A 24,549-nucleotide genomic window follows, 5' to 3' on the forward strand; every position below is an offset into this window, starting at 1 on the left:
TTCCCGTCCGCCTGTTCGACACGTATGGATCCGAAGCGGGAGCTGTCGAGCGTCGACCTCGGCGCGCTCGTCACCGAACTCAACCGGTACGAGGGCGCGAAGGTCGATAAGGCGTACCGCTACGACGACGACCTCGTTCGCCTGAAGCTCCGCGACTTCGACCGCGGTCGGGTCGAACTCATGATAGAGGTGGGCGACGTGAAACGCGCGCACGTCGCGGACGCCGAGCACGTCGCGGACGCACCCGGACGCCCGCCGAACTTCGCGAAGATGCTGCGCAACCGGTTGTCGGGGGCCGACTTCGTCGGCGTCGAGCAGTACGAGTTCGACCGCATCCTCACGTTCGAGTTCGAGCGCGACGACGAGAACACCACTCTCGTCGCCGAGCTGTTCGGACAGGGGAACGTCGCCGTTCTCGACGAGACCGGCGCGGTCGTCGGGGCGTTGGAGACGGTCAGACTCAAGTCGAGAACGGTTGCACCCGGCGCGCAGTACGAGTACCCGGCCTCGCGGTTGAACCCGCTCGACGTGAGCTTCGGCGGGTTCGAGCGGCACATGCGCGAGTCCGACAGCGACGTGGTGCGGACGCTGGCGACGCAACTCAACCTCGGCGGCCTGTACGCGGAGGAGGTGTGTACCCGCGCAGGCGTCGAGAAGGAGACGCCGATCGCAGAGGTGACAGACGACCAGCTTCGCGCGCTTCACGACGCGCTCGCAGACATCGCAGAGCGGCTCCGCTCCGGAGACGTCGACCCGCGCGTGTACGAGGAGGTGCTCGACGGCGACAGCGACGCCACCGACGGCGACGAGCCCGAAACCCGTGTGGTCGACGTGACGCCGTTCCCGCTCGCGGAACACGAGGGGCTCCCGAGCGTCGGCTTCGACTCGTTCAACGCCGCCGTCGACGAGTACTTCTATCGGCTCGAACGACGCGCCGAGACCGGCGACGACGCCGCGCCCGCTGACGCGAGTCCGTCTCGACCCGACTTCGAGGAGGAGATCGCCAAACAGGAGCGGATTATCGAACAGCAGGAGGGCGCAATCGGCGGGTTCGAAGAGCAGGCCGAGCGCGAGCGTGAGCGCGCCGAACTCCTCTACGCCAACTACGACCTCGTCGACGAGGTGCTCTCGACCGTACGGGACGCCCGCGCGAACGAGGTGTCGTGGGACGATATCGCCGACACCCTCGCCGCGGGCGCGGAACGCGGGATCCCCGCCGCCGAGGCCGTCGTCGACGTCGACGGCGGCGAGGGGACCGTGACGATCGAACTCGACGGCGAGGACGGGAACGCGACCGAGATCGAACTCGACGCGAGCGCGGGCGTCGAAGTCAACGCCGATCGGCTGTATCGGGAGGCCAAGCGGATCGAGGGGAAAAAGGAGGGCGCGATGGAGGCAATCGAGTCGACCCGCGAGGAGTTGGAGGCGGTCAGAGAGCGCAAGGCGGAGTGGGTGGCGAACGACGCGGCCGACGACGGAGACGAGGCGGGCGAGGCGGACGCCGAAGACGACGAGGAATACGAGACCGACTGGCTCTCGCGCTCGTCGATCCCCATCCGGAACCCCGACGACTGGTACGAGCGGTTCCGCTGGTTCCACACCTCGACGGGGTACCTCGTTATCGGCGGGCGTAACGCCGACCAGAACGAGGAGCTGGTGAAAAAGTACATGGGCAAACACGACCGGTTCTTCCACACGCAGGCGCACGGCGGTCCGGTGACCCTGCTGAAGGCGGCCGGTCCCTCGGAGTCCGCGGATCCGGTCGACTTCTCGGAGGAGACTCTGCGGGAGGCCGCGCAGTTCGCGGTGTCGTACTCCTCGGACTGGAAGGACGGCCGCGGCGCGGGCGACGCCTACATGGTCGACCCCGATCAGGTGTCGAAGACGCCGGAGAGCGGCGAGTATATCGAGAAGGGGAGCTTCGTGATCCGCGGGGACCGCACCTACTTCGAGGACGTCGCCTGCCGGGTCGCGGTCGGCGTCCAGTGCGAGCCGGTCACCCGCGCGATCGGCGGGCCGCCCTCGGCGATCGTCGACCGCGCGGCGGCGAGCGTCACGCTGGAGCCCGGGATGTACGCGCAAAACGACGCCGCGATGATGGTGTATCGCCGGCTGAAAGACCGGTTCGCAGACCAGTCGTTCGTGCGGAAGGTGGCGAGCGCGGACCTGCTCCAAGAGTTCCTGCCGTCGGGCGGCTCCGATATCGTCGACTGAGGGGATCGGCGAACGACCGGGGGAGACGCCGCGAGCCGCACCGGAACGCGACCCTTTCAAGCCTCCGCGACCGAGCACGCGCATGAGCTTCGCGGCGCTGCCCGACGGCTGGCAGGTGTGGAACGAGGAGCCGAGCGGGCGGGCCATCCTCGTGTACCGTCCCGACGTGTTCGACGGCGACGACCTTCCGCCCGAGTGCCTGCCGACGATCTATCTGACGAACGGCGCGCGGACGGCTCGCCCCGGATCGGGGCAGTACGCGACCGACGAGTGGCACGTCGTGCTCTTCGCGGAGCCCGAGGTAGAACTGGTCACCGAGACCCGCGAGACCCGCGAGGCGGGGGCGGACGCCGCGGTCGAGATCGCAACTCGATTCGCCGCCGGGGAGGTGGACTACCGCGACGCCTATCAGGTGCCGCGAGAGGCGTACTTCGATCGGCTCGACGAACTCGTCGGCGACGACTGACCGACCGCCAGTGTCGGATGGAACGGACGCTGACGACGGTCCGATTGCGCCTCGTCGTCGACTGCGATACACCGCCGACGTCGCGACATCGATCCACGAATATGGATATCGACGCCGGTGAGCCGGGTCGGGAACGCCACGAACACGAGGGTTTTTATCGACTCCCGACACACTAGTGGGTGTATGAACGCCGGTGGGGACCACACCTCCGACGAGCCGCGAGAGAAGTGCGGCGTCGTCGGCGTCTCGCTCGCGGACCGAGAGGCCGCGCGGCCACTGTACTACGCGCTGTACGCGCTCCAACACCGCGGACAAGAGTCGGCGGGGATCGTCACGCACGACGGGTTCCAACAGCACAGCCACGTCGAGCGCGGGCTCGTCGGCGACGCCTTCGACGAGGGCGATCTGCAGTCGCTCTCCGGCGGAACCGGCATCGGTCACGTCCGGTACCCGACTGCGGGGAGCCTCGATAAGAGCTGTGCACAGCCCTTCTCCGTCTCTTTCAAGTCGGGTTCACTCGGACTCTCGCACAACGGGAACCTCGTGAACGCCGACGAGGTCCGCGAGGAACTCGCAGCCGCCGGACACGCGTTCACCTCCGACGGCGACACCGAGGTTATCGCCCACGATCTCGCGCGAAACCTCCTCGAAGAAGACCTCGTGCGCGCGGTCAAGCACACGATGAACCGGATCCACGGCTCGTACTCGCTCACGATCACCCACGACGACACCGTGTTGGGCGTGCGCGACCCGCTCGGGAACCGCCCGCTCTGTCTCGGCGATCTCGACGACGGCTACGTGCTCGCCAGCGAGTCCGCCGCCATCGACACCCTCGACGGGGAGCTGATCCGAGACGTTCGACCCGGCGAACTGGTGGTCTTGGAACCCGACGGAAGCGGATACGACACGTATCAGCTCGTCGATCGCGACTCCACCGCCCACTGTTTCTTCGAACACGTTTACTTCGCGCGTCCCGACTCCGTCATCGACGAGAACCTCGTGTACGAGGTCCGGCGAGCGTTGGGGCGGAAGCTCTGGGAGGAGTCGGGCGTCGAGTCCGACGTGGTGATGCCCGTTCCCGACTCCGGGCGCGCGTTCGCCTCCGGCTACGCCGACGCCGCGGGCGAGACCACCGCCGACGGCGACCCGCGTCCCGAGGGAGACGGCGGTATCGAGTTCGCGGAGGGGCTGATGAAGAACCGCTACGTGGGGCGGACGTTCATCATGCCGACGCAGGACGAGCGCGAGCGCGCGGTGCGGCTGAAGCTCAACCCGATCAAATCGACCGTCGAGGGGAAGTCGGTCACCATCATCGACGACTCGATCGTTCGCGGGACGACCTCCACGCAGCTCGTCGACCTCGTCCGCGAGGCGGGAGCCGAGGAGGTCCACCTTCGGATCGGCGCTCCCGCCATCATCGCGCCCTGTTACTTCGGGATCGACATGGCCACACGCGACGAGCTGATCGCCGCGGACGCGTCGACCGAGGAGATCCGCGACGCGGTCGGTGCCGACTCGCTGTCGTACCTCTCCGTTGACGCCGTCGCCGACGCGCTCGGCGAGAGCCGCGCCGACCTCTGTCTCGGCTGTGTCACCGGCGAGTACCCGTACGACGTGGAGGGCGAAGCGAGCGATCGACCGATCGGCGATGCCGCGTCCGATCTGACGCCGGCCGACGACTGACGCGCGCGGGCGACTGACGTCGAGACGAACTGCGCCGATTCGAACTGCGCCGATTCGAACTGCGCCGATTCGAACTGCGCCGATTCGAACTGCGCCGATTCGAACTGCGCCGAGGCGAGTGATCTCCATGGCAATGCTTTGCGTTCCGAGATCACTACAACGGTGACCCCCGCGTCGGTGATCCCAACTCCGGTGATCCGTACGGGAGCGTATCGGGAACTTACATACGTACACGACTGGATGTGAGGGTATGGACGCTATCGACGACGACACGACGATGAGCCGCCGCGGTCTGTTCCGAGTCGGTGCCGCCGGTGCGGCCGTCGCGGCAGGCGTCGCGGCCGGTACCGGGAGCGTGACGGCCCAGTACGACGGGTGGTTGGACGACGTCGACAACTACGACGGCACTCACGATTACACCGGACAGGACGAGGTGACCGTCGAGGTCGGCGCGGTCGACGGACTCAAATTCGGTCCGGCGGCGATCCTGATCGACACCGGGACGACCGTCGTCTGGGAGTGGACCGGCGAGGGCGGCGCGCACAACGTCGTCGCAACCGACGAGGCGTTCGACAGCGGCGACCCGGTCGAGGAGTCGGGGACTACGTTCGAGTACACCTTCGAGGACGTCGCCGAGGGCGATACGTTCAATTACTCCTGTACCCCGCACGAGGCGGCCGGAATGAAGGGGTCGATCGCGATCGGGTCCGTCGACGACGACCTCGTGACCCCCGGCGAAGGGGGAGACGGCGGTGACGGGTCCGACGGCGGCAGCGAGGACGACGGAAGCGGTGACGGGTCCGACGGTGAAGGGGGAGACGGTTCCGGCGGAGGGCGCGACCTCACCGCGAGCGACCTCGGCGTGCTCGCGCTCGGGTTCGGGTTCGCCGGGGCCTTACTCGTGCCGCTGTTCTACGCGGCTCACAAGATGGCGAACGACGGAGACTGACACCACGACGAGCGCCTCAGAACGCGTGGTACAGCATGAGGTACACCCCGATCCCCATCGCGAACGAGATCAGCCAGAGGACGGCGGCGACGAAGCCCGCCTGCGCGTGGCGCGTGTAGTACAGCTCTTCGTACGGCCGGGTCGCCGCTAGAAGCAGCGCGTAGAACACGAACGGGACGCACGCGATGGCGAGCAGGATGTGGACCGCGAGGAACGGGAGGTAGACGTATGAGTAGACGAGTTCGGGACCGGAGAACGCGGCGGTCCCCACGTGGATCAGTCGGTAGAGGTACGCGGCGAGGAACGTCGCGAACAATGCAAACGAGGTCAGCATGAGCGCGCGGTGTCGGGCCACGTCGCCGCGGCTGATCGCGCGCCAGCCGAGCGCGATGGTGCCGATCGCGGTCGCGGAGATCGCGGCGTTGACGTGCGGGATCGCGGCGAGCACCGCGTCGCTCGCGCGAGGGAGAACGGAACCCGGGATCACGCCGCCGACGGCCCCGAACACGAGCGACAGCGCGACGGTCGACAGGAGGGCGGTCAAGATCGGGACGTTCTCTCGGGCCCACTCGGACATGATCCGTGACACGGACGCGACGCCCAAACGCGTGCCGGTTCGAGACGCGGGGCGGACGCCCTCAGACGGAAACTCGCACGGACGAGACTGGTGACCGTCTGCGACGCTCCGGCACGGCACTGTCGAATGGAAGGGCTTTTAATTGGGGGAAGGGTACGGGGAAACGCGACAGAACACCGCGAGCGTGGGTAGCCAAGCCAGGCCAACGGCGCAGCGTTGAGGGCGCTGTCCTGTAGAGGTCCGCCGGTTCAAATCCGGTCCCACGCATCGCTACGGGGTACACCCCCACGATGCACGGTGTTGTCTCTACGACAGCACCCACGCGCAATTCCTTTCGACCGCTACGCGAGGAGTGCCGACGTCACCGATCCGTTTGGACGTGTATACTCAGAAACGACATCTTTTGAGTCCCGCCTCGCACCGTAACCGCACCGCAGGCCTCCCTAACCTCGTCGCTCGCGCGGTGCCGTCTCTGGCGCTCCGAGCTGGCTGCCAGAGAGACTTCTGACCTCTCCCTGCTCGGTCGCGGGGCGGTCTCGCGGACACGCGTCACGCACACTTGCTATTAGACACCGCGTCGTTGTCCGAGACTGACCGTCGCGCTCCCGCGGGCGCTCACCGGACACCCGCGAACTGCCACCCTTTTAGTCGCGCGCCGTCGGAGGAACGCCTAATGAGCGAGGACGCGACCCCCGCGTACGACCACGAGGAGCTGGGACTCGTCGCCGGGCTGGAGATCCACCAGCAGCTGGACACGGAGACGAAGCTGTTCTGTGACTCCCCCACGACCGAACGCGACCCGGCGGAGTCCGACCGAGAGATCACCCGACGGCTCCACCCGACGAAGAGCGAACTGGGCGAACTCGACGACGCCGCGGTGGAGGAGAGCCGCGTCGACCGGGAGTTCACCTACCTCGCGTACGACAGTACGTGTCTCGTCGAGGAGGACGACGAGCCGCCCCGGCGCGTCGACGACGAGGCGCTGTCGGTCGCGCTCCAGATCGCCGACTTGCTCGACATTTCGGTCGTCGATCAGGCGCACGTGATGCGCAAGCTCGTCATCGACGGGTCGAACACGTCTGGATTCCAGCGGTCGATCCTGCTCGGACAGAACGGCGAGATCGAGACGAGCGAGGGGTCCGTCTCCATCGCTGACCTCATGTTGGAAGAGGAGTCCGCAAAGCGGGTCGAAGAGACCGACGACGGCGTCGTCTACTCGCTCGACCGGCTCGGCGTCCCCCTCGTCGAGATCGGGACGGGCCCGGACATCCGGAGCCCCGAGGGCGCACGCGAGGCCGCGGCGCGCATCGGGATGCTGCTCCGCTCGACCGGCGCGGTCAAACGCGGCCTCGGGACGATCCGGCAGGACGTCAACGTCTCCATCGCCGACGGCGCGCGCGTCGAGGTGAAAGGCGTGCAGGATCTGGCGGGGATCGAAGCGATCGTCCGCGGCGAAGTGGGTCGACAGGCCGAACTGCTCGACATCCGCGACGAACTCCGTGAGCGCGACGCGGACGTCGGCGACGCACGCGACGTGACGGACGTCTTTTCGGACACCGAATCGGGCGTCATCCGCGCCGCGCTCGATTCGGGCGGGAAGGTGACGGCGGTTCCCCTGTTCGGATTCGACGGGCTCGTGGGTCGAGAGATCCAGCCGGACCGGCGGCTCGGGACCGAGTTCTCCGACCACGCGAAGCGCCACGGCGCTGGCGGCATCTTCCACACCGACGAGCTGCCGGCCTATGGTGTCACGGACGAGGAGGTCGACGCCCTCCGCGACGCGGTCGACGCGGGCGAGGGAGACGCGGTCGCCATCGTCGCCGCCGACCCCGAGACCGCAGACCTCGCGATCGAGGCCGCTGCCGACCGCGCCGAGACCGCCGTCGAGGGCGTCCCCGAGGAGACCCGCGGCGCGAACGACGACGGGACGACGCGGTACCTCAGACCGCTCCCCGGAGCCGCGCGGATGTACCCCGAGACGGACGTGCCGCCGGTCGAGCCCGACCCGACGGAAGTCGACCGGCCGGAACTCCTCGACGAGAAGACGGACCGATACGTCGAGGAGTTCGGTCTCGACGCGGGACTCGCAGAGCAGGTCGCGTTCGGGCAGCGCTTCCCGCTGTTCGAGACGGCGGTCGAGCGCGGAGTCGACCCCACCTTCGCCGCCTCGACGCTCGAATCGACGACCACGGAGATCAGACGCGACGGCGCGCCCGTCAAGAACCTCTCCGACGAGCACTTCCTCGACCTCTTCGCGCTCGTCGAGGACGGCGACCTCGCGAAGGAGGGCGTTCCCGAGGTGCTGGCGACGCTCGCCGAGGACCCGACGCTGTCGGCCGCGGAAGCTGTCGAAGAGGCCGGGCTCTCCGGTGTGAGCGAGGCCGAGGTCCGCGAGGCAGTCGTCGAGGTCGTCGAGCGCAACGCCGGTCAGATCGACGAGGAGGGGATGGCCGCGTTCTCCGGCCTGATGGGCGAGGCGATGGGCGCGCTGCGCGGGAAGGCGGACGGCGAAGTGGTCTCGGACGTGCTCCGCGAGGAGATCGGCAAGCGGTCGTAAGCGCCGCGAAGAGCCGGCGACGATCGCGGCGTCGTCAGAAGAACAGCCACAACACGAGCACCACGTAGAGGATGAACAGCGCGATTATCGTCAACCGGATGAGGATGTTGACGCTGAACACCAACCCGTTGTAGTCGGTCTTGAGCAGTTTGAGCGGCCGGGTCCGTCGGCTGGCGAGTCCGACCGTCGCGGGGGCCACGTCCGCGGCCGCGCGCTCGACGGCCCCTTCGAGCGCCTCGACGTCCGAGCGGGTCATGTTCGCGAGTTCGTGGATGGAGGCGTGCGTGTCCGTCGAGAAGACGAGCACGTCGTCGAACTCCGCCTCGTACTCCGCCGCCAACGCCCGCACGTCCGGAGTGATCCCGTTCGTGTCGATCCCCATGAGCAGGACCGACTCGCCGTCCACGCGTTCGACGATCGCCACCACGTCCTGCGTCGACCGGACGACCTCGAAGCCGGCGGCGTAGTCGTGAACCGGCACCTCGGCGAGTCCGTCGCGGAAGTCGTCGAAGTGCGCCTTCAGTCGGTCGGCTTCGGCGGAGCCGTACAGCACCTCCTTTTCGGGGCCGTCCTGCAGGTCGTGTTTGTGCAGGTCCACGAGGAGCACCTCGTCCTCGTCGACGTCGCGCATGAACACCCCCGTGTCGTAGTCGTCGATGCCCTCGCCGTGGAGGAAGACGACCTGCTTGTCACCGATGCGGCGGCCGTAGAACTCTATTTCGCCGTAGTCCTCGTGCACGAGTCGCGACGCCTGCGTGACGCCGGTCGGCTCGCTGACGGCCTCCAAGATCTTCGTCGCGTCCTCGGGGTTCGAGAGGTCCTCTTTGTGAGTACACGGGACGTGCACGAAGAAGCCGCTCTCGCCGTCCTCGTTCAGCGCGTCGATCACGTTCCCGCTGAGCTGTCCGCCGCCGAACCCGCCGAGCGGTCCGGGATGCACCCACGGCGCGACCAGTCTGAGCCGGTCGCCGTTGTCTATGACCAGAGTCTCGACGGCGGGGCGGGCCTCGACGCCGAGGTCGAGAGAGGCCCGGTCGTTCCGTAGGATTCCCGAGGTGAGTTCGAACGCCGACACGTCGGTGTTGCTCCGGATCAGGTAGTCGACGACGAGCAGCACGAACACCAGAAACGCCGCCGCGATGAGCAGCGACGCGAACGCGAAGACGTGCCGGTACGTCGAGAAGCCGAGGTCGCCGCCGCCCCCGACCGCGTAGAAGGCGACGATGAGCGCGGCCGGCTCGGCCAGCGAGACGAGGAGTATCCGCTTGTATCGGTCGATCCCCGTCGAGATCACGAGCACCAGGATGTTGAGCAGGTACAGTGTGATGAAACACAGCCAGATGATGCTCCACGCGTTCCCGATGTCGTTCGCGCCGGAGAGCACAAGCGCGTAGACGAACATGACGAACTGGCTCGTCAGGGCCAGAAAGTAACTCCAGGTGCGGGGGTACCGCGATAGTGTCCGGGGGAACAGTTCGGCGGCGAACGCGAACGGGAGCAAAAACAGCAGGATCGCGACCGGAAGCACGCTCGCTGGCGCGGAATCGATCGGGGTGAACGCCGTGATGGCGGCGAACGCGATCGCGCTGTACACGAGGCTAAGTCCCGCGAGCGCCGGAATTTGTACCGAAAGGGACGGGACGCTGAACACCAGCCGCTGGAAGACGTCGACGTTGTCTGCGCCCATCTACGTCACCCCGTAGATCGCTTCGAGTTCGTCTACCGTCCGCTCGATGGAGTACTTCTCGACGGCGTCGCGCGTCGGTCGGTTGCGATCGAGACAGTCGGCCACCGCGCGCTCCATGTCGTCGAGGTCGCCGTGGGCGAACCGCGCGCCGTTGTCTCGACCGATCGTCTCGTCGAACGGCGACACGTCGGCGGCCGCGACGGGCGTGCCGCAGGCGTTCGCTTCGAGCGTCGAGAGGCCGAGCGTGTCACACGTCGAGGCCGTGACGAACACGTCGAGCGCGGCGTAAAACGCCGGGAGATCCTCGCGGGGCAGGAAATCTCGGAGCCGCACGTTGTCCGGGGCCGCGCGGTCGAGCGAGTCTCGAACCGGTCCCTCCCCGACGAGTTCGAACCGGAGGTCGGGCCGCCGCTCGGCCAGACGGAGGATCTCGTCGACGTGTTTCTTTCGAGTCATTCGGCCGCTGTAACCGATCACGGGATCGTCGGACTCGAAGAGCGGATCGGTCGGGCGGAACGTGTCCATCTCGATACCGACGGGGAGCGTTCGGGGAGTCACGTCGCGGCGTATCCGATCGGTCGAGGCGGTCACGCAGTCGAACGACCGGAGGAGCCGGTTCTCGTAGGCGACGTACAGTCGCCCTGCGGCACGCGCGAGGGTCTCCGATTTGAGCCCTTGCACGAAGTAGTCCTCGACCGGGGTGTGGTGCGTGTAGACAGACTTCACGCCCCGGCGGTTCGCGTATCGACGCCCCATCAGTCCGGTCGCCGCCGGACCGTGGCAGTGGACCACGTCGAAGTCCGGAAGCGTGGAAATACGTCGGTAGATCGGCACGCGGTACTGCTTGTACAGGGGGTTCGGCAGGGACGGGACGGGGAGTTCGTTCTCGTCGGGGTCGTGGCTGCTCTCGGGATAGACGACGTACACGTCGTGGCCGCGGTCTCGGAGCCGATCGCGCCACGCGCTGATGGTGTAGGTGACGCCGTCGATGCCGGGGAAGTAGCTGTCGGTGAAGAATCCGATATTCATGCGAAGATCCGTCTGCGAGCGTCGGTCCGCTGGAGGCGTCTCTCGGTGGACACTGAATCAACCGCACGCGCCGCTCGGAGGAGAGCGCGTCCGCTCTGCGGCGGAACGGGCCGGAACCGGGGCGAGACGGCGGGGTGTGCGTCGGAAGACACGGCTTCTCGATGGGCGATTTCCCTCCGACCCGCATCAAGATTTTCATTCAGTGACGACGCGCCGCCGACGGACATGTGACTCGGTGACTCGCCACATTCGGAGCCGACCGTGGCCCTCATCCTTATCAGTCGGCGCGCGCATCTCGACGCATGATCACGACCGACCGGATGGCGGCGGTCGACGCCAACGCCGCCGCCCTCGGAGTCCCCCGAAAACAGCTCATGGAGTCGTCGGCCAACGCCGTCGCGAGCGAGGTACGAGCCGCGGCCGACCCCGGCGCGACCGTCACGCTGGTCTGCGGGCGCGGAAACAACGGTGGCGACGCGTTCGCGGCCGCGCGGTTCCTCTCGGCGTACGACGTCACCGTCTCGCTGCTCGGTCGGCCGGAGTCGGTCCGGACCGACATCGCTCGAGAGAACTGGGCGGCGCTCGAAGACGCCGAGATTCCGACCGAGACGGTTGTCGACTCGTCCGACCTGTCGCTCGGGGACCCGGACGTGGTCGTCGACGCGATGCTCGGATCCGGGGTTACGGGGGCCCTGCGCGAACCGGAACAGAGCGCGGCGCGGTCGATCAACGCGAGCGACGCGACGGTCGTCGCCGTCGACGTCCCCTCCGGAATCGACGCGGACACGGGCGATCCCACCGGCTCGCTCGATGCGACCGACGGCGAGTCCCTCGCGGTCGACGCCGACCGCGTCGTCACGTTTCACGACAGCAAGCCGGGCCTCGACGAGCTCGACGCCGCGGTCACCGTCGCTGACATCGGCATCCCGGCGGCCGCGGAGCGGTTCACCGGCCCCGGCGACCTGCTCGGTATCACGCGCGACCCGGCCTCGCACAAGGGAGACAACGGCGAGGTGCTGGTCGTGGGCGGCGGTCCCTACACCGGCGCGCCCTCGCTCGCCGCCCGGTCCGCGCTCCGAGCCGGTGCCGACCTCGTCCGCGTCGCCTGTCCCGAGACCGTCGCGCGAGAGGTCCAGGGCTTCTCGGCCGACCTGATCGTTCGCGACCTGCCGGGCGACAGGATCGGGCCGAACCACCTCGACCGCGTCCGCGATCTGGCCGCCGGAACCGACGCCGTCGTGCTCGGTCCGGGACTCGGAGACGGCGACGGAACGGCCGCGTTCGTCCGGTCGTTCCTCGCCGCGTACGACGGGCGCGTCGTCGTCGACGCCGACGCGCTTCAGGTCGTCCCGGACATAGACACGGACGCCGACGTGATCTGTACGCCGCATCAGGGCGAACTCGTCGACATGGGCGGCGAGACCGCAGACGATCCCGACGAGCGGGGTGAACTCGTCCGGACGTTCGCGGCCGAGATCGGCCACACGCTGCTCGTGAAGGGCGCGTACGACGTGATAACCGACGGCGACGAACTCCGACTGAACCGGACCGGCAACCCGGGGATGACCGTCGGCGGGACCGGCGACGTGCTCGCCGGGGCGGTGGGCGCGCTCGCGGCGCAGACCGACGCGTTCGACGCGGCGGCCGTCGGCGCGTACGTCACCGGCACAGCCGGCGACCTCGTCGCCGCCGAGCGGGGATACGGACTCGTGGCGACGGACGTACTCGACCGGCTACCGGAGGCGATGCGTGATGCGTGAGGACGAAAGCGAGACCGAAGGCGAGCCCCGAACCGCCGACGAGCTGACGCACACGACCGAGTCCGGCGAGGTCCGGATGGTCGACGTGGGCTCGAAGCCGGACACGAACCGGCGCGCGGTCGCGCGCGGTGAGATCCGGCTGACCCCCTCGACCATCGCGGCCGTCGAGGCGGACGAGGTCGGGAAAGGCGACGTGCTGGCGACCGCTCGAATCGGCGCGGTACAGGCGGTCAAACACACCTGGGAGACGATCCCGATGTGCCACCAGATTCCGATCACGAACGTCGACACCGACTTCGCGGTCGGCGACGATCGGATCGAACTGACTGTCGCCGTCGAGACGACCGGAAAGACCGGCTGCGAGATGGAGGCGCTAGAGGGGGTCACGACCGGACTCAACGTGGTCTGGGACATGGTGAAGGCGGCGGAGAAGGACGCCGACGGCGGGTACCCCGACACCCGGATCGCGAACGTCGAGGTCGTCGACAAGACGAAGCGACGACCCGACGCGTAACGCGAGAAGGCAGGGCGCTGGAACCGAGCGACGGAAACGTTCAATTCGGCGGGCGACCAACGCCGACGTATCGTCATGGAATCGGAACACGGACGCACGCGGACGCGCGCAGCCGCGCCGCGCGACGCACGAATCGGGGTGACGGTCGCCCGTCCCTGAGGTCGTCGGCGTGGACATCAGCGGCCGCCACGAGGAGAACGGCGAGTACCTGATGGTGGCGGCCGCGGTTCACGCGCGCATCGATCCGACCCGGATCCGCACCGTCGAGGGGATGGGATTCGCGCTCGCCCGAGAGGGACCGACGCTCGACGCGACGATCGCGCTCGCCGTCGATGCCGTCGGTGATCTGCCGAAACCGCCGGACGGGCCGGTCGTCGCCGAGGACGGCGAGTTCTACGAGGAACCGGCCGACCGAGTCGGACTGAGCTTCCGACCCGAGTTTAAATACGTCGAGAGCATAGGCGAGCGCGAAACCGTGCAGGCAGCACATCACGCCGCATACGCCGCTCGCGACCTCCTGTTATGACGGGGGACATCGAGGGCACGAACGCCGGGGGAGAACGCGCCGAGACCGAATCCACGCCGACCGAGCGTCACGCGGTCGTCGCGAAGCGCGTCGACAGCGGCGACGCCGATCTGACGGAGATCAGTCAGCTCGCCGCCGCCGCCGGCTACGAGGTCGTCGACGAACTCACGCAGACTCGGACCGAAGACGCCGCGTTCATGTTCGGCGAGGGGAAGGTCGCGGAGCTGCGCGACCGGGTCCTCCGTACCGACGCCGACGCGGTGATACTCGACAACGACGTGGGGCCGTACCAGACGTTCAACATCGGCGGAGAGCTCCCCGAGGGCGTCGAGGTGATCGACCGGTTCACGCTCATCCTCGAGATCTTCGGTCAGCGCGCGAACACGCGGAAGGCCCAACTGCAGGTCGAACTCGCGCAGCTGCGGTACGAACTGCCGCGCGCGGAGGCGAAAGCGAGTCTCGCCAAGCGCGACGAGCGGCCGGGGTTCATGGGGCTCGGCGAGTACGACGAGAGCGTCGAACGCGACATCAAACGCCAGATATCCGAGATACGCGACGAGCTGGACTCCATCGCGGAGAAGGAACAGGCGCGCCGCGAGCAGCGCCGCGACTCCGGGTTCGATCTGGTCGCGCTCGCCGGGTACACCAACGCGGGCAAGTCCACGCTGATGCGGCGGCTCGCGGCCGAGATCGACGTGGACGAGAACGCCGATCGCCACCCCGACCTCGACACGACGGCCGAGTCACAGGACATGCTCTTCACCACGCTCGGTACGACAACGCGCCGCGCCGAGATGGAGAAGCGCGACGTCCTCCTCACCGACACGGTCGGGTTCATCGCCGACCTCCCGCACTGGCTCGTCGAGTCGTTCGAATCGACGCTCGACTCCGTCTACCGCGCGGACCTCGTCCTCCTCGTCGTCGACGCGAGCGAGCCGGTGGAGGCGATGCGCGAGAGGCTCGTCACCAGCCACGACACGCTGTACGAGCGCAACGAGGCCCCGATCGTCACCGTGTTCAACAAGGTCGACCGGCTCGCGCCCGGTGAGCTGGCGGACAAGCGGGCCGCACTCTCCGGCGTGGCACCGGACCCGGTCGCCGTCTCGGCGAAGACGGGGGCGGGCGTCGCGGAACTCCGCGACCGCGTCGAAGCGGAACTCCCGGAGTGGGAACGCGAGCGGCTCGTGTTGCCCGTCTCGGACGACGCGATGAGCCTCGTCTCGTGGATCCACGACCACGGTCACGTCGCAGACGAGACGTACGCCAGCGATCAGGTCACGGTCGATTTCGAGGCGAAACCGTCGATAGTGGCGCGCGCGCGGTCGAAGGCGGCCGCGCTCGCCTCGGCGGAGTCGGCCTGATCGCGTCGAGGGGTCCCCGGTCTCGTCGGCGCGGTCGCGCGGAGATCACGTCCCCTCTCTCATCGGCCGGGGTTTCGGACAAAGTATACATGGCTCCGATTGCGAACACGTATCATGGATGACGCCGGAGCGGACGGCCGGCGCTCGATCGGCGACGACGGTGCGACCGTGACCGGCGACGACGCGGTCGACCCGCCGGAGTCGTTCCGCGATCGGGCGGTCGCGAGCAACGCCGAGGTGTACGAGGCGTTCGAGCGGGAAGGTCCCGACGCGTGGCGCAGGGCCGCCGACCTGCTCGACTGGGAGCGAGCGTACGAGGCCGTCCTCGACGACGACGACCCGCCGTTTTACGAGTGGTTTCCGGAGGGGCGGCTCAACGCCGCCGCGAACTGCGTCGACAGGCACCTCGACGACCGGCGGAATCAGCTCGCGATCCGATGGTTCGGCAAGCGCGGCGAGCGCCGGTCGTACACCTACCTCGACTTACACCGCGAAGTGAACGCGCTCGCGGCCGGGCTCCGCGACCTCGGGGTCGGAGAGGACGACGTGGTGACGCTGTACCTCCCGATGATCCCGGAACTGCCGATCGCGATGCTGGCGTGCGCCCGGATCGGCGCGCCGCACAACGTCGTCTTCGCGGGGCTGTCGGCGGAGGCGCTGGCGACGCGGATCGACGCCGCCGACTCCGAGTACCTGATCACCTGCGACGGCTACTACCGCCGCGAGGACGCGTTCAATCAGAAGTCGAAGGCCGACAACGCGCGGCTCCGGATCGACGGCGACCTGCGGGAGACGGTCGTCGTCGACCGCCTCGGCGACGCGCTCGACGTGTCGCTCGGCGACGACGAGCACGCGTACGAGACGGTCGTCGACGCACACGACGGCGAGACGGTCGAACCGGTCGCTCGCGACGCCACCGACCTGCTCTTCGTGATGTACACCTCGGGGACGACCGGCCGGCCGAAGGGCGTCGAGCACGCCACGGGCGGGTACCTCGCGCAGGTCGCGTGGACCACGCGGAACGTCCTCGACGTCCGCCCGGACGACACCTACTGGTGTGCCGCCGATATCGGCTGGATCACGGGCCACTCTTACGTCGTGTACGGGCCGCTCGCGCTCGGCACGACGACGGTCCTGTACGAGGGGTCGCCAGACTATCCCGATCGCGACCGCGTCTGGGATCTGATCGAGCGCAACGCGGTCAGCGTCTTCTATACCTCTCCCACCGCTATCCGGTCGTTCATGAAGTGGGGGTCGGAGTACCCGGAGGCGCACGACCTCTCGTCGATCCGACTGCTCGGCACGGTCGGCGAGTCGATCACGCCGAAGGCGTGGCGGTGGTACCACGAGCACGTCGGCGGCGGCGAGGCCCCGGTGGTCGACACGTGGTGGCAGACCGAAACGGGCGCGATCGCGCTCGCGACGCTGCCGGGCATCTCACCGATGAAGCCCGGGAAGGTCGGCCCGCCGCTGCCCGGGATCGACGCCCGCGTCGTCGACGAGGACGGCGAGCCCGTCGAGCCCGGCGAGCCCGGGTATCTCACGATCGCCGCGCCGTGGCCCGGCATGTTGCGCGGGCTCCGCGAGGGCGACGAACGCTATCGCCGCGAGTATTGGCTGGAAGGCGACGACGGCTGGCGGTACCGCACCGGCGACGGCGCGACGATCGACGAGGACGGCTACATCACGATCCTCGGTCGCGTCGACGACGTGATCAACGTCCGTGCACACCGGTTCAACACCGCCGAACTGGAGTCGGCGATAGTCGAGACCGACGGCGTGACGGAGGCCGCAGTCGTCGGCGACGCCGACGGCCGGATCGTGGCGTACGTCACGACGCGGAGCGACGTCGACACCGACGATCCGCTCCGCGAGGCGATAGGCGAACATCTCGCGCGGTCCGTCGGCGACGTCGCTCGTCCGGACCGGATCGTCTTCACGCCGGAGCTGCCGAAGACCCGCTCGGGGAAGATCATGCGTCGACTGTTAGAGGACATCGCCCGCGGTGAGGAGTTCGGCGACATCAGCGCGCTCCGTAACCCGGAAGTCGTCGGCGAAATCGAGTCAACGGTCCGTGAGACGTAACTCCATTTAGTTTCTTTTTCAGAATTCGAAACGTCAAATAGTTTCTTTATGTGTCCGGCCGTACCGGATTCGCATGGCTGCGTTCCTCTCGCGTACGGCGGTACACGCTCGCAAGCGCGCGATCGCGAAGACCCTGTGTTATCGGGTGCTCATGGTCACGATAACCGTCATCGTCGCGTGGGCGGTCGTCGGCGACGTCCGCGCGGCCCTCAATATCGGGCTCGTGACCAACGTGGTGAAGACGGCAACCTACTACGGTTACGAACGGCTATGGGACCACGTGTCGTGGGGCGTCGTCGGCGGGTGATGTCGCCGATCAAATTTCGAATTACAGATCGAATGCGAACTTTTGTCGTCGGAGAGACAATCGATAGCGGCCAGCGAGCCCGCTATCGGCCTCTTGTGAGTCGTCTGAGCGTGACTTCCCCGCAGTGTGGCAGTTCATCCCCGTTGTGACCGATCGTTTTATTTCGTATTAGGCCGGTAATTCGAAACGGATGCCGGACGCACTCGACACGGAGGCGTACGACGCGCTCGTGACCGCCGCGGAGACGTACCGCGCGGCGCTGACGGTTCGGCTGGCCGGTGAAGCCGGGCTTCGAGCCGACGAGATCGGACGCGTCACGCCGGGACACCTCCGGGAGTCGGGCATCGCGTCCGGACACGTCCTGCTCGCGGTCCCGTCTCCGGGCGACGGAGCGGCGTCGGAAGCGGCGAGCAGTTCGCCGGACGGCGCGGAGTCGATCGACCGTGAGACCGTGGTTCCGGCGTCGCTCGCCGGGGACATTCGGCGATACGCCGACAGTGAGGGGATCGGTGATGACGATCCGTTCGTAGACGTGTCAACACGGCGTATTCAGATGATCGTACGCGAGACCGCGACGCGCGCGGCGAAACGGACCGACGGGACCGTCGGTCCGGACGTGACCGCGAGCGATCTGAGGCACACCTTCGCGCGGCGGCTCCTCGTCGACCGCGGCGTCGATCCGCACGCCGTTCGCGAGGCCGGCGGGTGGGAGACGACCGCGGCGCTCGACCAGTACCTCGACAGTCTCGACGGGAAAGCGATCGCCGGGGCCGTCGCCGACTCGTCGGCCGGCAGAGGCGGACACGATCGGGTGCTCGACGCGGCCGGCGCGGCAGGCGGCGACCGGACCGCACCGGCCGGCCTCGGCGGCTTCGAGGGGCTCGCCGCCGGAAACGACGACAGCGGAGAACGCCCCATATCGGCGGTGCCGCGGCGGCTCGCGGCGATCGATCGGTGGGCAGAGGCGTGGGTGGTGCGCGAGCCCACGGATGGGGGCCGCGTCGATATCGCGAGCGCCGCGGGTGTCGGATCAGACGCGATCCGCGAGCGCGGACTCGCGGACGGCGGACCCTGGCGGGACGCACTGACCGGCACGTCGGTGACCACCGACGGTCATCCGACGACTGCCGGGCGGCCCGCGATCGCGGTTCCGGTGAGCTACGAGAACGTGACGCACGGCTCGCTGTGTGTCGTCGCCGACGGCGGTCGACCGGTCGACGCGGCCGAGCGACGGACGATCGAGGTCCTCGGGCAGTCTCTCGGCTGGGCGGTGACCGCGAGGCGTTGGCGGGAACTGCTCCACTCCGACGCGGTGACCGAGGTGGAGTTTCAGACGAGCGACGAGAGCGCGTTTCTTGCACGCGCGAGCGCGACGCTCGACTGTCAGATCGACCTCTCGTCGACGGTCACCGTCACCGACGAAATCTCCCGACTCTACCTGTCCGTGACCGGTGCCAGACCGCAGGGACTCGCAGACGTCGTCGACGGGCTGTCCGGCATCTCCGACCTCCGGCTGATCGAAACCGACGAGGACAGCTGTTCGGTCTCGGTACAGGTGACGGCGGGATCGGCCGTGCAGACGCTCACCGACTACGGAGCCACGGTCCGCGACGCGACAGCGCGGGACGGTCGCGTCAGGGTCGTCGCCGACCTCCCCGAGGGGACCGACGTCCGCCCGGTCGCCGACGGCTTCCGCCGGGAGTTCGAAGACGCGCGACTCGCGAGCAAGGAGTCGGTCGCGAGGTCGCCCCGCACCGAATCGTCTCTCCGTGAAGGGGTCAAAGACCGGTTCACCGACCGGCAGTGGACCGCGCTATCAACCGCCTACCACGGCGGGTATTTCGACTGGCCGCGGGGGAGCACCGCCGAGGAAGTCGCCGACGCGATGGATGTCTCCTCGCCGACGTTCCACAATCACCTCCGGAAGGCCCAACGGGCGCTCTTGGACGGCCTTTTCGAGGACGAGCGGCGACTGGAGCGTTCGTGACCGATGCGGGGTCGGTAGGGACACCCTAGACTATCACGATTTTTCGTATTTAGCGTGAGCGTTTATATGGTGATGTCGGTTGGATAGGATCGTACCATGACAGAGGGTGACGGTCAACTGGAAGCGAGGCTGGCAGAGCAGGCGGTGTTCGAACCGTCGGAGTCGTTCGTCGAGCAGGCGAACGTCTCCGATCCCGAGATCTACGACGAGTTCGAGGAGAACTGGCCGGAGTGCTGGGAGGCGGCGGCCGACCTGCTCGACTGGGAGTCCGACTACGACCGGGTTCTCGACGACAGTAACCCGCCATTCTACGAGTGGTTCACGGGCGGTGAGCTGAACGCGTCGGCGAACTGTCTCGACCGACACCTCGACGAACGCGGCGACGAGGCCGCGATCGAGTGGGTCGGCGAACCCGTCGACGAGGACGACCGCACGTACACCTACGAGGAACTCCACCGGGAGGTAAACGAGTTCGCGGCCGCGCTGCGCGAGCAGGGCGTAGAGGAGGACGACGTGGTGACGATGTACATGCCGATGATCCCGGAACTGCCGATTGCGATGCTGGCGTGCGCCCGAATCGGCGCGCCCCACAGCGTCGTCTTCGCGGGATTCTCGGCCGACGCGCTCGCTACGCGGATGAACTCGGCGGACTCCGAGCACCTCGTCACCTGCGACGGCTACTACCGGCGCGGTGACCCCCTCGATCACCTCTCGAAGGCCAACGAGGGGCTCGCGGACGTCGACCACGACACCACCACGGTCGTCGTCGACCGACTCGGCCCGAACGGCGACGACTTCGGTCACGACCTCGGCGACGACCAGGTCGACTACGACGAACTCGTCGACGCCCACGCGGGCGCGGAAGTAGAGCCGGTCACCCGAGACGCGGAAGACATGCTCTTCCTGATGTACACCTCGGGTACCACCGGCAAGCCGAAGGGCGTGAAACACACGACCGGCGGGTATCTGTCATGGGTTTCCTGGACGTCACAGGCCGTCCTCGACGTCAAGCCGGAGGACACGTACTTCTGTTCGGCCGACATCGGCTGGATCACGGGTCACTCGTACATCGTCTACGGGCCGCTGGCGCTCGGGACGACGACGATGATGTACGAGGGGACGCCGGACCACCCGGAGCGCGACCGTCTCTGGGAGATAGTCGAGGAATACGACGCGACCCAACTGTACACCGCACCGACCGCGATCCGCGCGTTCATGAAGTGGGGCGAGGAGTACCCCGACCGCCACGACCTCTCCAGCCTGCGGCTGCTCGGCACGGTCGGAGAACCGATCAACCCGCGGGCGTGGAAGTGGTACTACAAGCACATCGGCGACGAGGAATGCCCCGTCGTCGACACGTGGTGGCAGACCGAGACCGGCGGGATGATGGTTACCACGCTCCCAGGCGTCAAGGACATGAAGCCGGGAGCGGCCGGACCGCCGCTGCCGGGACTCGACGTGCAGATCCTCGACACGCTCGGCGACGAGGTGGAGCCGGGGAAGGCCGGCTATCTCACGGTTCAGAAGCCGTGGCCGGGCATGCTCCGGACGCTCTACAACAACGACGAGCGGTACATCGAGGAGTACTGGGCGGAATATTCGGACACGGACAGCGACGACCCCGACGACTGGGTGTACTTCCCCGAGGACGGCGCGAAGATCGACGACGACGGCTACATCACCGTGCTCGGTCGCGTCGACGACGTGCTCAACGTCTCCGGACACCGGCTCGGAACCATGGAGATCGAGTCCGCCATCGTCGGCGTCGAGGGGGTCGCCGAGGCCGCCGTCGTCGGCGGCGACCACGACATCAAAGGCGAGGCGGTCTACGCGTACGTGACGACCGAAGACGGCTACGAGGGCACCGACGAACTTCGCGACGCGATCGTCGCGGGCGTCGAGGACGCCATCGGACCGATCGCTCGTCCCGAGCAGGTCGTGTTCACTCCCGACCTCCCGAAGACCCGTTCGGGGAAGATCATGCGCCGTCTGCTGGAGAACATCGCCGACGGCAAGGAGCTGGGTAACACCAGCACGCTGCGGAACCCGGAGATCGTCGAGGAGATCCAGCAGAAAGCGAACGAGTAGCGGCCGCGGCACCGTTTTCGAGAGACGCAACCGAAACGAAACGACGACACCGCGACAAACCATCACGAAAAACGACTACAAATCGACCACGACACAGCACACCACGACACATGACAGATACTAACTCACATGACACGGACGACGCGGCCACCGACGGCGGCGTCGCGACCGGCGCGGCTCAGCAGCACCGTCAGACAGATTATCTCAGTTCGGAGGTGAACATCCTCAGTCCAAGCACCGCATACATGCGAAAGCATCTCAGGGTCGTTTGGACCGGGTTCATCATCTGGGCGCTCGTCGTCTTCGGACCGGTGACCGCGACGTATTTCGCGCCGGGTGTGATGACACAGCAGATGCCGGTCATCGGCTTCCCGCTCCATTACTTCCTCGTCGCGATCGGTGCGCCCGGTGGCGCGCTGATCCTCTCGGGCTGGTACGCGAAGCGTCGGGACGCGCTCGACGACGAGTTTGGCATCGACCACGACGGCACAGGGGGTGACGCATGAGCGCTACCGCCGCGACGCTGCTCCAGAGCGAACTGCTCCCGGAGGGACTCAACGTCTCGTTCAAGACGCTTCCAGCGATCCTCGTCATCGGGATGCTGCTGGTGTTCATCGCCATCGGCTTCATCTTCCGCGTCGCGGACGCGGAGAACATGTGGGTCGCCGGCCGCTCGATCGGTAACATCGAGAACGGAATGGCGATCGGTGCCAACTGGATGTCCGCGGCGTCGTACCTCGGCATGGCCGCGTCGATCGCGCTGTCCGGTTTCTACGGGCTCGTGTTCGTCGTCGGCTGGACGACGGGGTACTTCATCCTGCTCATCTTCCTCGCAGCGCAGTTGCGCCGGTTCGGGAAGTACACCGCCGCCGACTTCGTGGGCGACCGATTCAACTCCGACACCGCTCGCGCGATTGGCGCGATCACGACGTTCCTCATCGGGTTCGTCTACGCGATCGGACAGGCTCGCGGGATGGCTCTCGTCGGGCTGTACATCTTCGGCGATCTCGGCTTCCTCGGCCTGAGCGGCTACCAGGCGATGGTCGTGATCATGATGACTATCACCGTCGGCTACCTGACGCTCTCGGGCATGCTGGGGGCGACGAAGAACATGGTCGCGCAGTACGTCATCCTCATCGTGGCGTTCGTCGCCGGCCTGTACGCGGTCGGACTCACGAACGGCTACTCGACGGTGCTCCCGCAGATCGAGTACGGGATGCTCATCAGCTCGCTCAGCTCCGAGTTCTCTGAGCCGTTCGCGAACTCCAGTTTCTACCTCTGGATCGCGACGACGTTCTCGCTGATCGTGGGGACCTGCGGGCTCCCGCACGTGCTTGTGCGCTTCTACACGGTCGAAAACGAGCGGACCGCCCGCTGGTCGACCGTGTGGGGGCTCGGGTTCATCTGCATCCTCTACCTCAGCGCGCCGGCGTTCGCGGCGTTCGGGACCGACCTGTACGGAGAGAACATCGGTGCGGTGTACGGCGATCCCGGCATGACGAGTTCCGCGGCTGACGTGATCGTCGTGTTGGCCGCCCAGCTCTCGAACCTTCCGCCGTGGTTCGTCGGCTTCGTCGCCGCGGGCGGTATCGCGGCCGCGATCGCGACCACCGCCGGGCTGTTCATCGCCGGTTCCTCGGCGATTTCACACGACATCTACACCACCATCATCAACCCCGACGCGACCCAGCGTCAGCAGGTGCTCGTCGGACGACTGAGCATCATCCTGCTCGGCGTCATCACGACGTTGGCCGCGCTCGACCCCGCGGCACCCATCGCCGCGCTCGTGTCGTACGCGTTCTCGCTCGCGGGCGCCGTGCTGTTCCCGATGTTCTTCCTCGGCATGTGGTGGGAGAACACGAACCGCGAGGGCGCGCTCGCCGGCATGACGACCGGCCTCGCCATCTGGGGCGTTTCGATGGTCAACGAGGTCGTCCCCGGCTACGTCGGCGGACTCGAAGCACCGCTCAACGCGACGCTCGCGACGTGGCTTCCCGCGATCGGCTCCGCGCTCGTCGCGGTGCCAATCGTCTTCGCCGTCACCATCGTCGTCTCGATGGCGACCGACGAACCGCCGATGGAGACGAAGCAGATCGTCAGGCAGTGTCACAGCCCCGAACCGATGGGACAACAGCAGACCGCAGAGGACGTCGTCGCCGCCGACGGCGGCGAGGAGATGGCGACCGACGGCGGCCACACAGCGGACGACGCGACCGACGACGGTGACCGCACGACGGACGACGCCACGGAGGAGTAATCATGTACGAACGCATCCTGATCCCGACGGACGGAAGCGACGTCGCCGAGGCCGCAGTCGATCACGCGCTCGATCTCGCCGAGAAGTACGACGCCGAGGTCCACGCGCTGTACGTGGTCGACATCGACTCGGTCAACCTCAGCCTCGGCACGGAGCAGGTCGACCGGCTGCGACAGGGTCGGTTCGGCGAGATGGAAGAGCTGAAAGAGCGGGCGGACGAGGCGACGGGGACTGTCGCCGAACGCGGCGAGGAGCGCGGTATCGAGGTCGTCGAGCACATCTCGGGCGGCCGACCGCACAAGCTGATCGGCGAGTACGCCGAGGACCACGACGTGGACCTGATCGTGATGGGGAGCCACGGTCGCGCCGGCGTCCGCCGCGCGCTGCTCGGGAGCGTCACCGAGCGCACTCTGCGCTCGACGCACGTTCCCGTCCTCGTCGTCGACTACCTCGACGAGGACTGAACCGCCCGACGAGCGGGCGGTCCGCCCGCTTCCCGGAT

The 24,549-nt window shown here is 67.5% G+C and carries 19 protein-coding genes and 1 tRNA gene; 17 read left to right on the forward strand and 3 right to left on the reverse strand.

What is annotated here, in order from left to right; translation table 11 throughout:
• The first annotated feature begins 24 nt into the window (after positions 1–24).
• From rqcH to ACZ45C_RS08590, 4 genes are all read left to right on the forward strand, one after another.
• Positions 25–2,214, forward strand: a complete 2,190-nt coding sequence (gene rqcH, locus ACZ45C_RS08575; RefSeq protein WP_460558463.1) for a ribosome rescue protein RqcH — start codon at positions 25–27, stop codon at positions 2,212–2,214.
• Between the two features lie 82 nt (positions 2,215–2,296).
• Positions 2,297–2,680 (forward strand): DUF5820 family protein, encoded by a 384-nt coding sequence (locus ACZ45C_RS08580; RefSeq protein ID WP_460558465.1) that lies wholly within the window; start codon positions 2,297–2,299, stop codon positions 2,678–2,680.
• A gap of 183 nt (positions 2,681–2,863) precedes the next feature.
• On the forward strand, positions 2,864–4,363 hold the full coding sequence (purF, locus tag ACZ45C_RS08585) for an amidophosphoribosyltransferase (protein ID WP_460558467.1): 1,500 nt from the start codon (positions 2,864–2,866) through the stop codon (positions 4,361–4,363).
• Positions 4,364–4,613: 250 nt separating this feature from the next.
• Complete coding sequence (locus ACZ45C_RS08590; RefSeq protein ID WP_460558469.1) at positions 4,614–5,312, forward strand: halocyanin domain-containing protein; 699 nt, start codon at positions 4,614–4,616, stop codon at positions 5,310–5,312.
• Positions 5,313–5,328: 16 nt separating this feature from the next.
• Here ACZ45C_RS08590 and ACZ45C_RS08595 read toward each other — a convergent pair whose 3' ends face one another.
• A complete protein-coding gene (locus ACZ45C_RS08595; RefSeq protein WP_460558471.1) occupies positions 5,329–5,889 on the reverse strand; it encodes a DUF420 domain-containing protein in 561 nt (186 codons plus the stop codon).
• A gap of 182 nt (positions 5,890–6,071) precedes the next feature.
• On the opposite strand from ACZ45C_RS08595, the gene ACZ45C_RS08600 reads away from it, so the two are divergent.
• Both ACZ45C_RS08600 and gatE read left to right on the forward strand, forming a co-directional pair.
• Positions 6,072–6,156, forward strand: a tRNA-Leu gene (locus ACZ45C_RS08600).
• A 406-nt stretch (positions 6,157–6,562) separates the two neighbouring features.
• Entirely contained in the window at positions 6,563–8,446 is a 1,884-nt protein-coding gene (gene gatE / locus ACZ45C_RS08605) for a Glu-tRNA(Gln) amidotransferase subunit GatE (protein ID WP_460558473.1), read from the forward strand.
• Positions 8,447–8,480: 34 nt separating this feature from the next.
• Here gatE and ACZ45C_RS08610 read toward each other — a convergent pair whose 3' ends face one another.
• Together ACZ45C_RS08610 and ACZ45C_RS08615 are read right to left on the reverse strand one after the other, a co-directional pair.
• Positions 8,481–10,133 carry a DUF2070 family protein gene (locus ACZ45C_RS08610; protein ID WP_460558475.1) on the reverse strand — a complete coding sequence of 551 codons (1,653 nt, stop codon included), beginning with the start codon at positions 10,131–10,133 and terminating at the stop codon, positions 8,481–8,483.
• A complete protein-coding gene (locus ACZ45C_RS08615) occupies positions 10,134–11,162 on the reverse strand; it encodes a glycosyltransferase (RefSeq protein ID WP_460558477.1) in 1,029 nt (342 codons plus the stop codon).
• A 302-nt stretch (positions 11,163–11,464) separates the two neighbouring features.
• On the opposite strand from ACZ45C_RS08615, the gene ACZ45C_RS08620 reads away from it, so the two are divergent.
• The 11 genes from ACZ45C_RS08620 to ACZ45C_RS08670 all read left to right on the forward strand — a co-directional run bounded on the left by ACZ45C_RS08620 (position 11,465) and on the right by ACZ45C_RS08670 (position 24,511).
• Positions 11,465–12,922 (forward strand): NAD(P)H-hydrate dehydratase, encoded by a 1,458-nt coding sequence (locus ACZ45C_RS08620; protein WP_460558479.1) that lies wholly within the window; start codon positions 11,465–11,467, stop codon positions 12,920–12,922.
• Positions 12,915–13,436, forward strand: coding sequence for a cyclic pyranopterin monophosphate synthase MoaC (gene moaC / locus ACZ45C_RS08625; protein ID WP_460558481.1), 522 nt, complete (start codon positions 12,915–12,917; stop codon positions 13,434–13,436). The genes ACZ45C_RS08620 and moaC overlap by 8 nt, the downstream gene beginning before the upstream one ends.
• Before the next feature lie 169 nt (positions 13,437–13,605).
• Positions 13,606–13,962, forward strand: a complete 357-nt coding sequence (locus tag ACZ45C_RS08630; protein ID WP_460558483.1) for a DUF2209 family protein — start codon at positions 13,606–13,608, stop codon at positions 13,960–13,962.
• Positions 13,959–15,323, forward strand: coding sequence for a GTPase HflX (gene hflX, locus ACZ45C_RS08635; RefSeq protein ID WP_460558484.1), 1,365 nt, complete (start codon positions 13,959–13,961; stop codon positions 15,321–15,323). Before ACZ45C_RS08630 ends, hflX begins: the two co-directional genes overlap by 4 nt.
• A gap of 114 nt (positions 15,324–15,437) precedes the next feature.
• On the forward strand, positions 15,438–17,408 hold the full coding sequence (gene acs / locus ACZ45C_RS08640; protein WP_460558486.1) for an acetate--CoA ligase: 1,971 nt from the start codon (positions 15,438–15,440) through the stop codon (positions 17,406–17,408).
• A gap of 73 nt (positions 17,409–17,481) precedes the next feature.
• Positions 17,482–17,715: a DUF2061 domain-containing protein gene (locus ACZ45C_RS08645; RefSeq protein ID WP_460558488.1), complete on the forward strand. Its 234-nt coding sequence runs from the start codon at positions 17,482–17,484 to the stop codon at positions 17,713–17,715.
• 190 nt (positions 17,716–17,905) lie between these two features.
• Positions 17,906–19,702 carry a bacterio-opsin activator domain-containing protein gene (locus ACZ45C_RS08650; protein ID WP_460558490.1) on the forward strand — a complete coding sequence of 599 codons (1,797 nt, stop codon included), beginning with the start codon at positions 17,906–17,908 and terminating at the stop codon, positions 19,700–19,702.
• A 96-nt stretch (positions 19,703–19,798) separates the two neighbouring features.
• Positions 19,799–21,790: an acetate--CoA ligase gene (gene acs, locus ACZ45C_RS08655; protein ID WP_460558492.1), complete on the forward strand. Its 1,992-nt coding sequence runs from the start codon at positions 19,799–19,801 to the stop codon at positions 21,788–21,790.
• Positions 21,791–21,900: 110 nt separating this feature from the next.
• Entirely contained in the window at positions 21,901–22,296 is a 396-nt protein-coding gene (locus ACZ45C_RS08660; protein ID WP_460558494.1) for a DUF4212 domain-containing protein, read from the forward strand.
• On the forward strand, positions 22,293–24,047 hold the full coding sequence (locus ACZ45C_RS08665; RefSeq protein ID WP_460558496.1) for a sodium:solute symporter family transporter: 1,755 nt from the start codon (positions 22,293–22,295) through the stop codon (positions 24,045–24,047). The genes ACZ45C_RS08660 and ACZ45C_RS08665 overlap by 4 nt, the downstream gene beginning before the upstream one ends.
• Before the next feature lie 2 nt (positions 24,048–24,049).
• Entirely contained in the window at positions 24,050–24,511 is a 462-nt protein-coding gene (locus ACZ45C_RS08670; RefSeq protein ID WP_460558498.1) for a universal stress protein, read from the forward strand.
• The last annotated feature ends 38 nt before the right edge of the window (positions 24,512–24,549 follow it).

The organism is Halorubrum pallidum, from assembly GCF_055380345.1.

What these genes read in the sequence shown, in the direction of transcription:
- rqcH (WP_460558463.1), top strand. Translation starts at nt 25, where the DNA reads ATGGATCCGAAGCGGGAGCTGTCGAGCGTCGACCTCGGCGCGCTCGTC.
- ACZ45C_RS08580 (WP_460558465.1), top strand. Translation starts at nt 2,297, where the DNA reads ATGAGCTTCGCGGCGCTGCCCGACGGCTGGCAGGTGTGGAACGAGGAG.
- purF (WP_460558467.1), top strand. Translation starts at nt 2,864, where the DNA reads ATGAACGCCGGTGGGGACCACACCTCCGACGAGCCGCGAGAGAAGTGC.
- ACZ45C_RS08590 (WP_460558469.1), top strand. Translation starts at nt 4,614, where the DNA reads ATGGACGCTATCGACGACGACACGACGATGAGCCGCCGCGGTCTGTTC.
- ACZ45C_RS08595 (WP_460558471.1), bottom strand. Translation starts at nt 5,889, where the DNA reads ATGTCCGAGTGGGCCCGAGAGAACGTCCCGATCTTGACCGCCCTCCTG.
- gatE (WP_460558473.1), top strand. Translation starts at nt 6,563, where the DNA reads ATGAGCGAGGACGCGACCCCCGCGTACGACCACGAGGAGCTGGGACTC.
- ACZ45C_RS08610 (WP_460558475.1), bottom strand. Translation starts at nt 10,133, where the DNA reads ATGGGCGCAGACAACGTCGACGTCTTCCAGCGGCTGGTGTTCAGCGTC.
- ACZ45C_RS08615 (WP_460558477.1), bottom strand. Translation starts at nt 11,162, where the DNA reads ATGAATATCGGATTCTTCACCGACAGCTACTTCCCCGGCATCGACGGC.
- ACZ45C_RS08620 (WP_460558479.1), top strand. Translation starts at nt 11,465, where the DNA reads ATGATCACGACCGACCGGATGGCGGCGGTCGACGCCAACGCCGCCGCC.
- moaC (WP_460558481.1), top strand. Translation starts at nt 12,915, where the DNA reads ATGCGTGAGGACGAAAGCGAGACCGAAGGCGAGCCCCGAACCGCCGAC.
- hflX (WP_460558484.1), top strand. Translation starts at nt 13,959, where the DNA reads ATGACGGGGGACATCGAGGGCACGAACGCCGGGGGAGAACGCGCCGAG.
- acs (WP_460558486.1), top strand. Translation starts at nt 15,438, where the DNA reads ATGGATGACGCCGGAGCGGACGGCCGGCGCTCGATCGGCGACGACGGT.
- ACZ45C_RS08645 (WP_460558488.1), top strand. Translation starts at nt 17,482, where the DNA reads ATGGCTGCGTTCCTCTCGCGTACGGCGGTACACGCTCGCAAGCGCGCG.
- ACZ45C_RS08650 (WP_460558490.1), top strand. Translation starts at nt 17,906, where the DNA reads ATGCCGGACGCACTCGACACGGAGGCGTACGACGCGCTCGTGACCGCC.
- acs (WP_460558492.1), top strand. Translation starts at nt 19,799, where the DNA reads ATGACAGAGGGTGACGGTCAACTGGAAGCGAGGCTGGCAGAGCAGGCG.
- ACZ45C_RS08660 (WP_460558494.1), top strand. Translation starts at nt 21,901, where the DNA reads ATGACAGATACTAACTCACATGACACGGACGACGCGGCCACCGACGGC.
- ACZ45C_RS08665 (WP_460558496.1), top strand. Translation starts at nt 22,293, where the DNA reads ATGAGCGCTACCGCCGCGACGCTGCTCCAGAGCGAACTGCTCCCGGAG.
- ACZ45C_RS08670 (WP_460558498.1), top strand. Translation starts at nt 24,050, where the DNA reads ATGTACGAACGCATCCTGATCCCGACGGACGGAAGCGACGTCGCCGAG.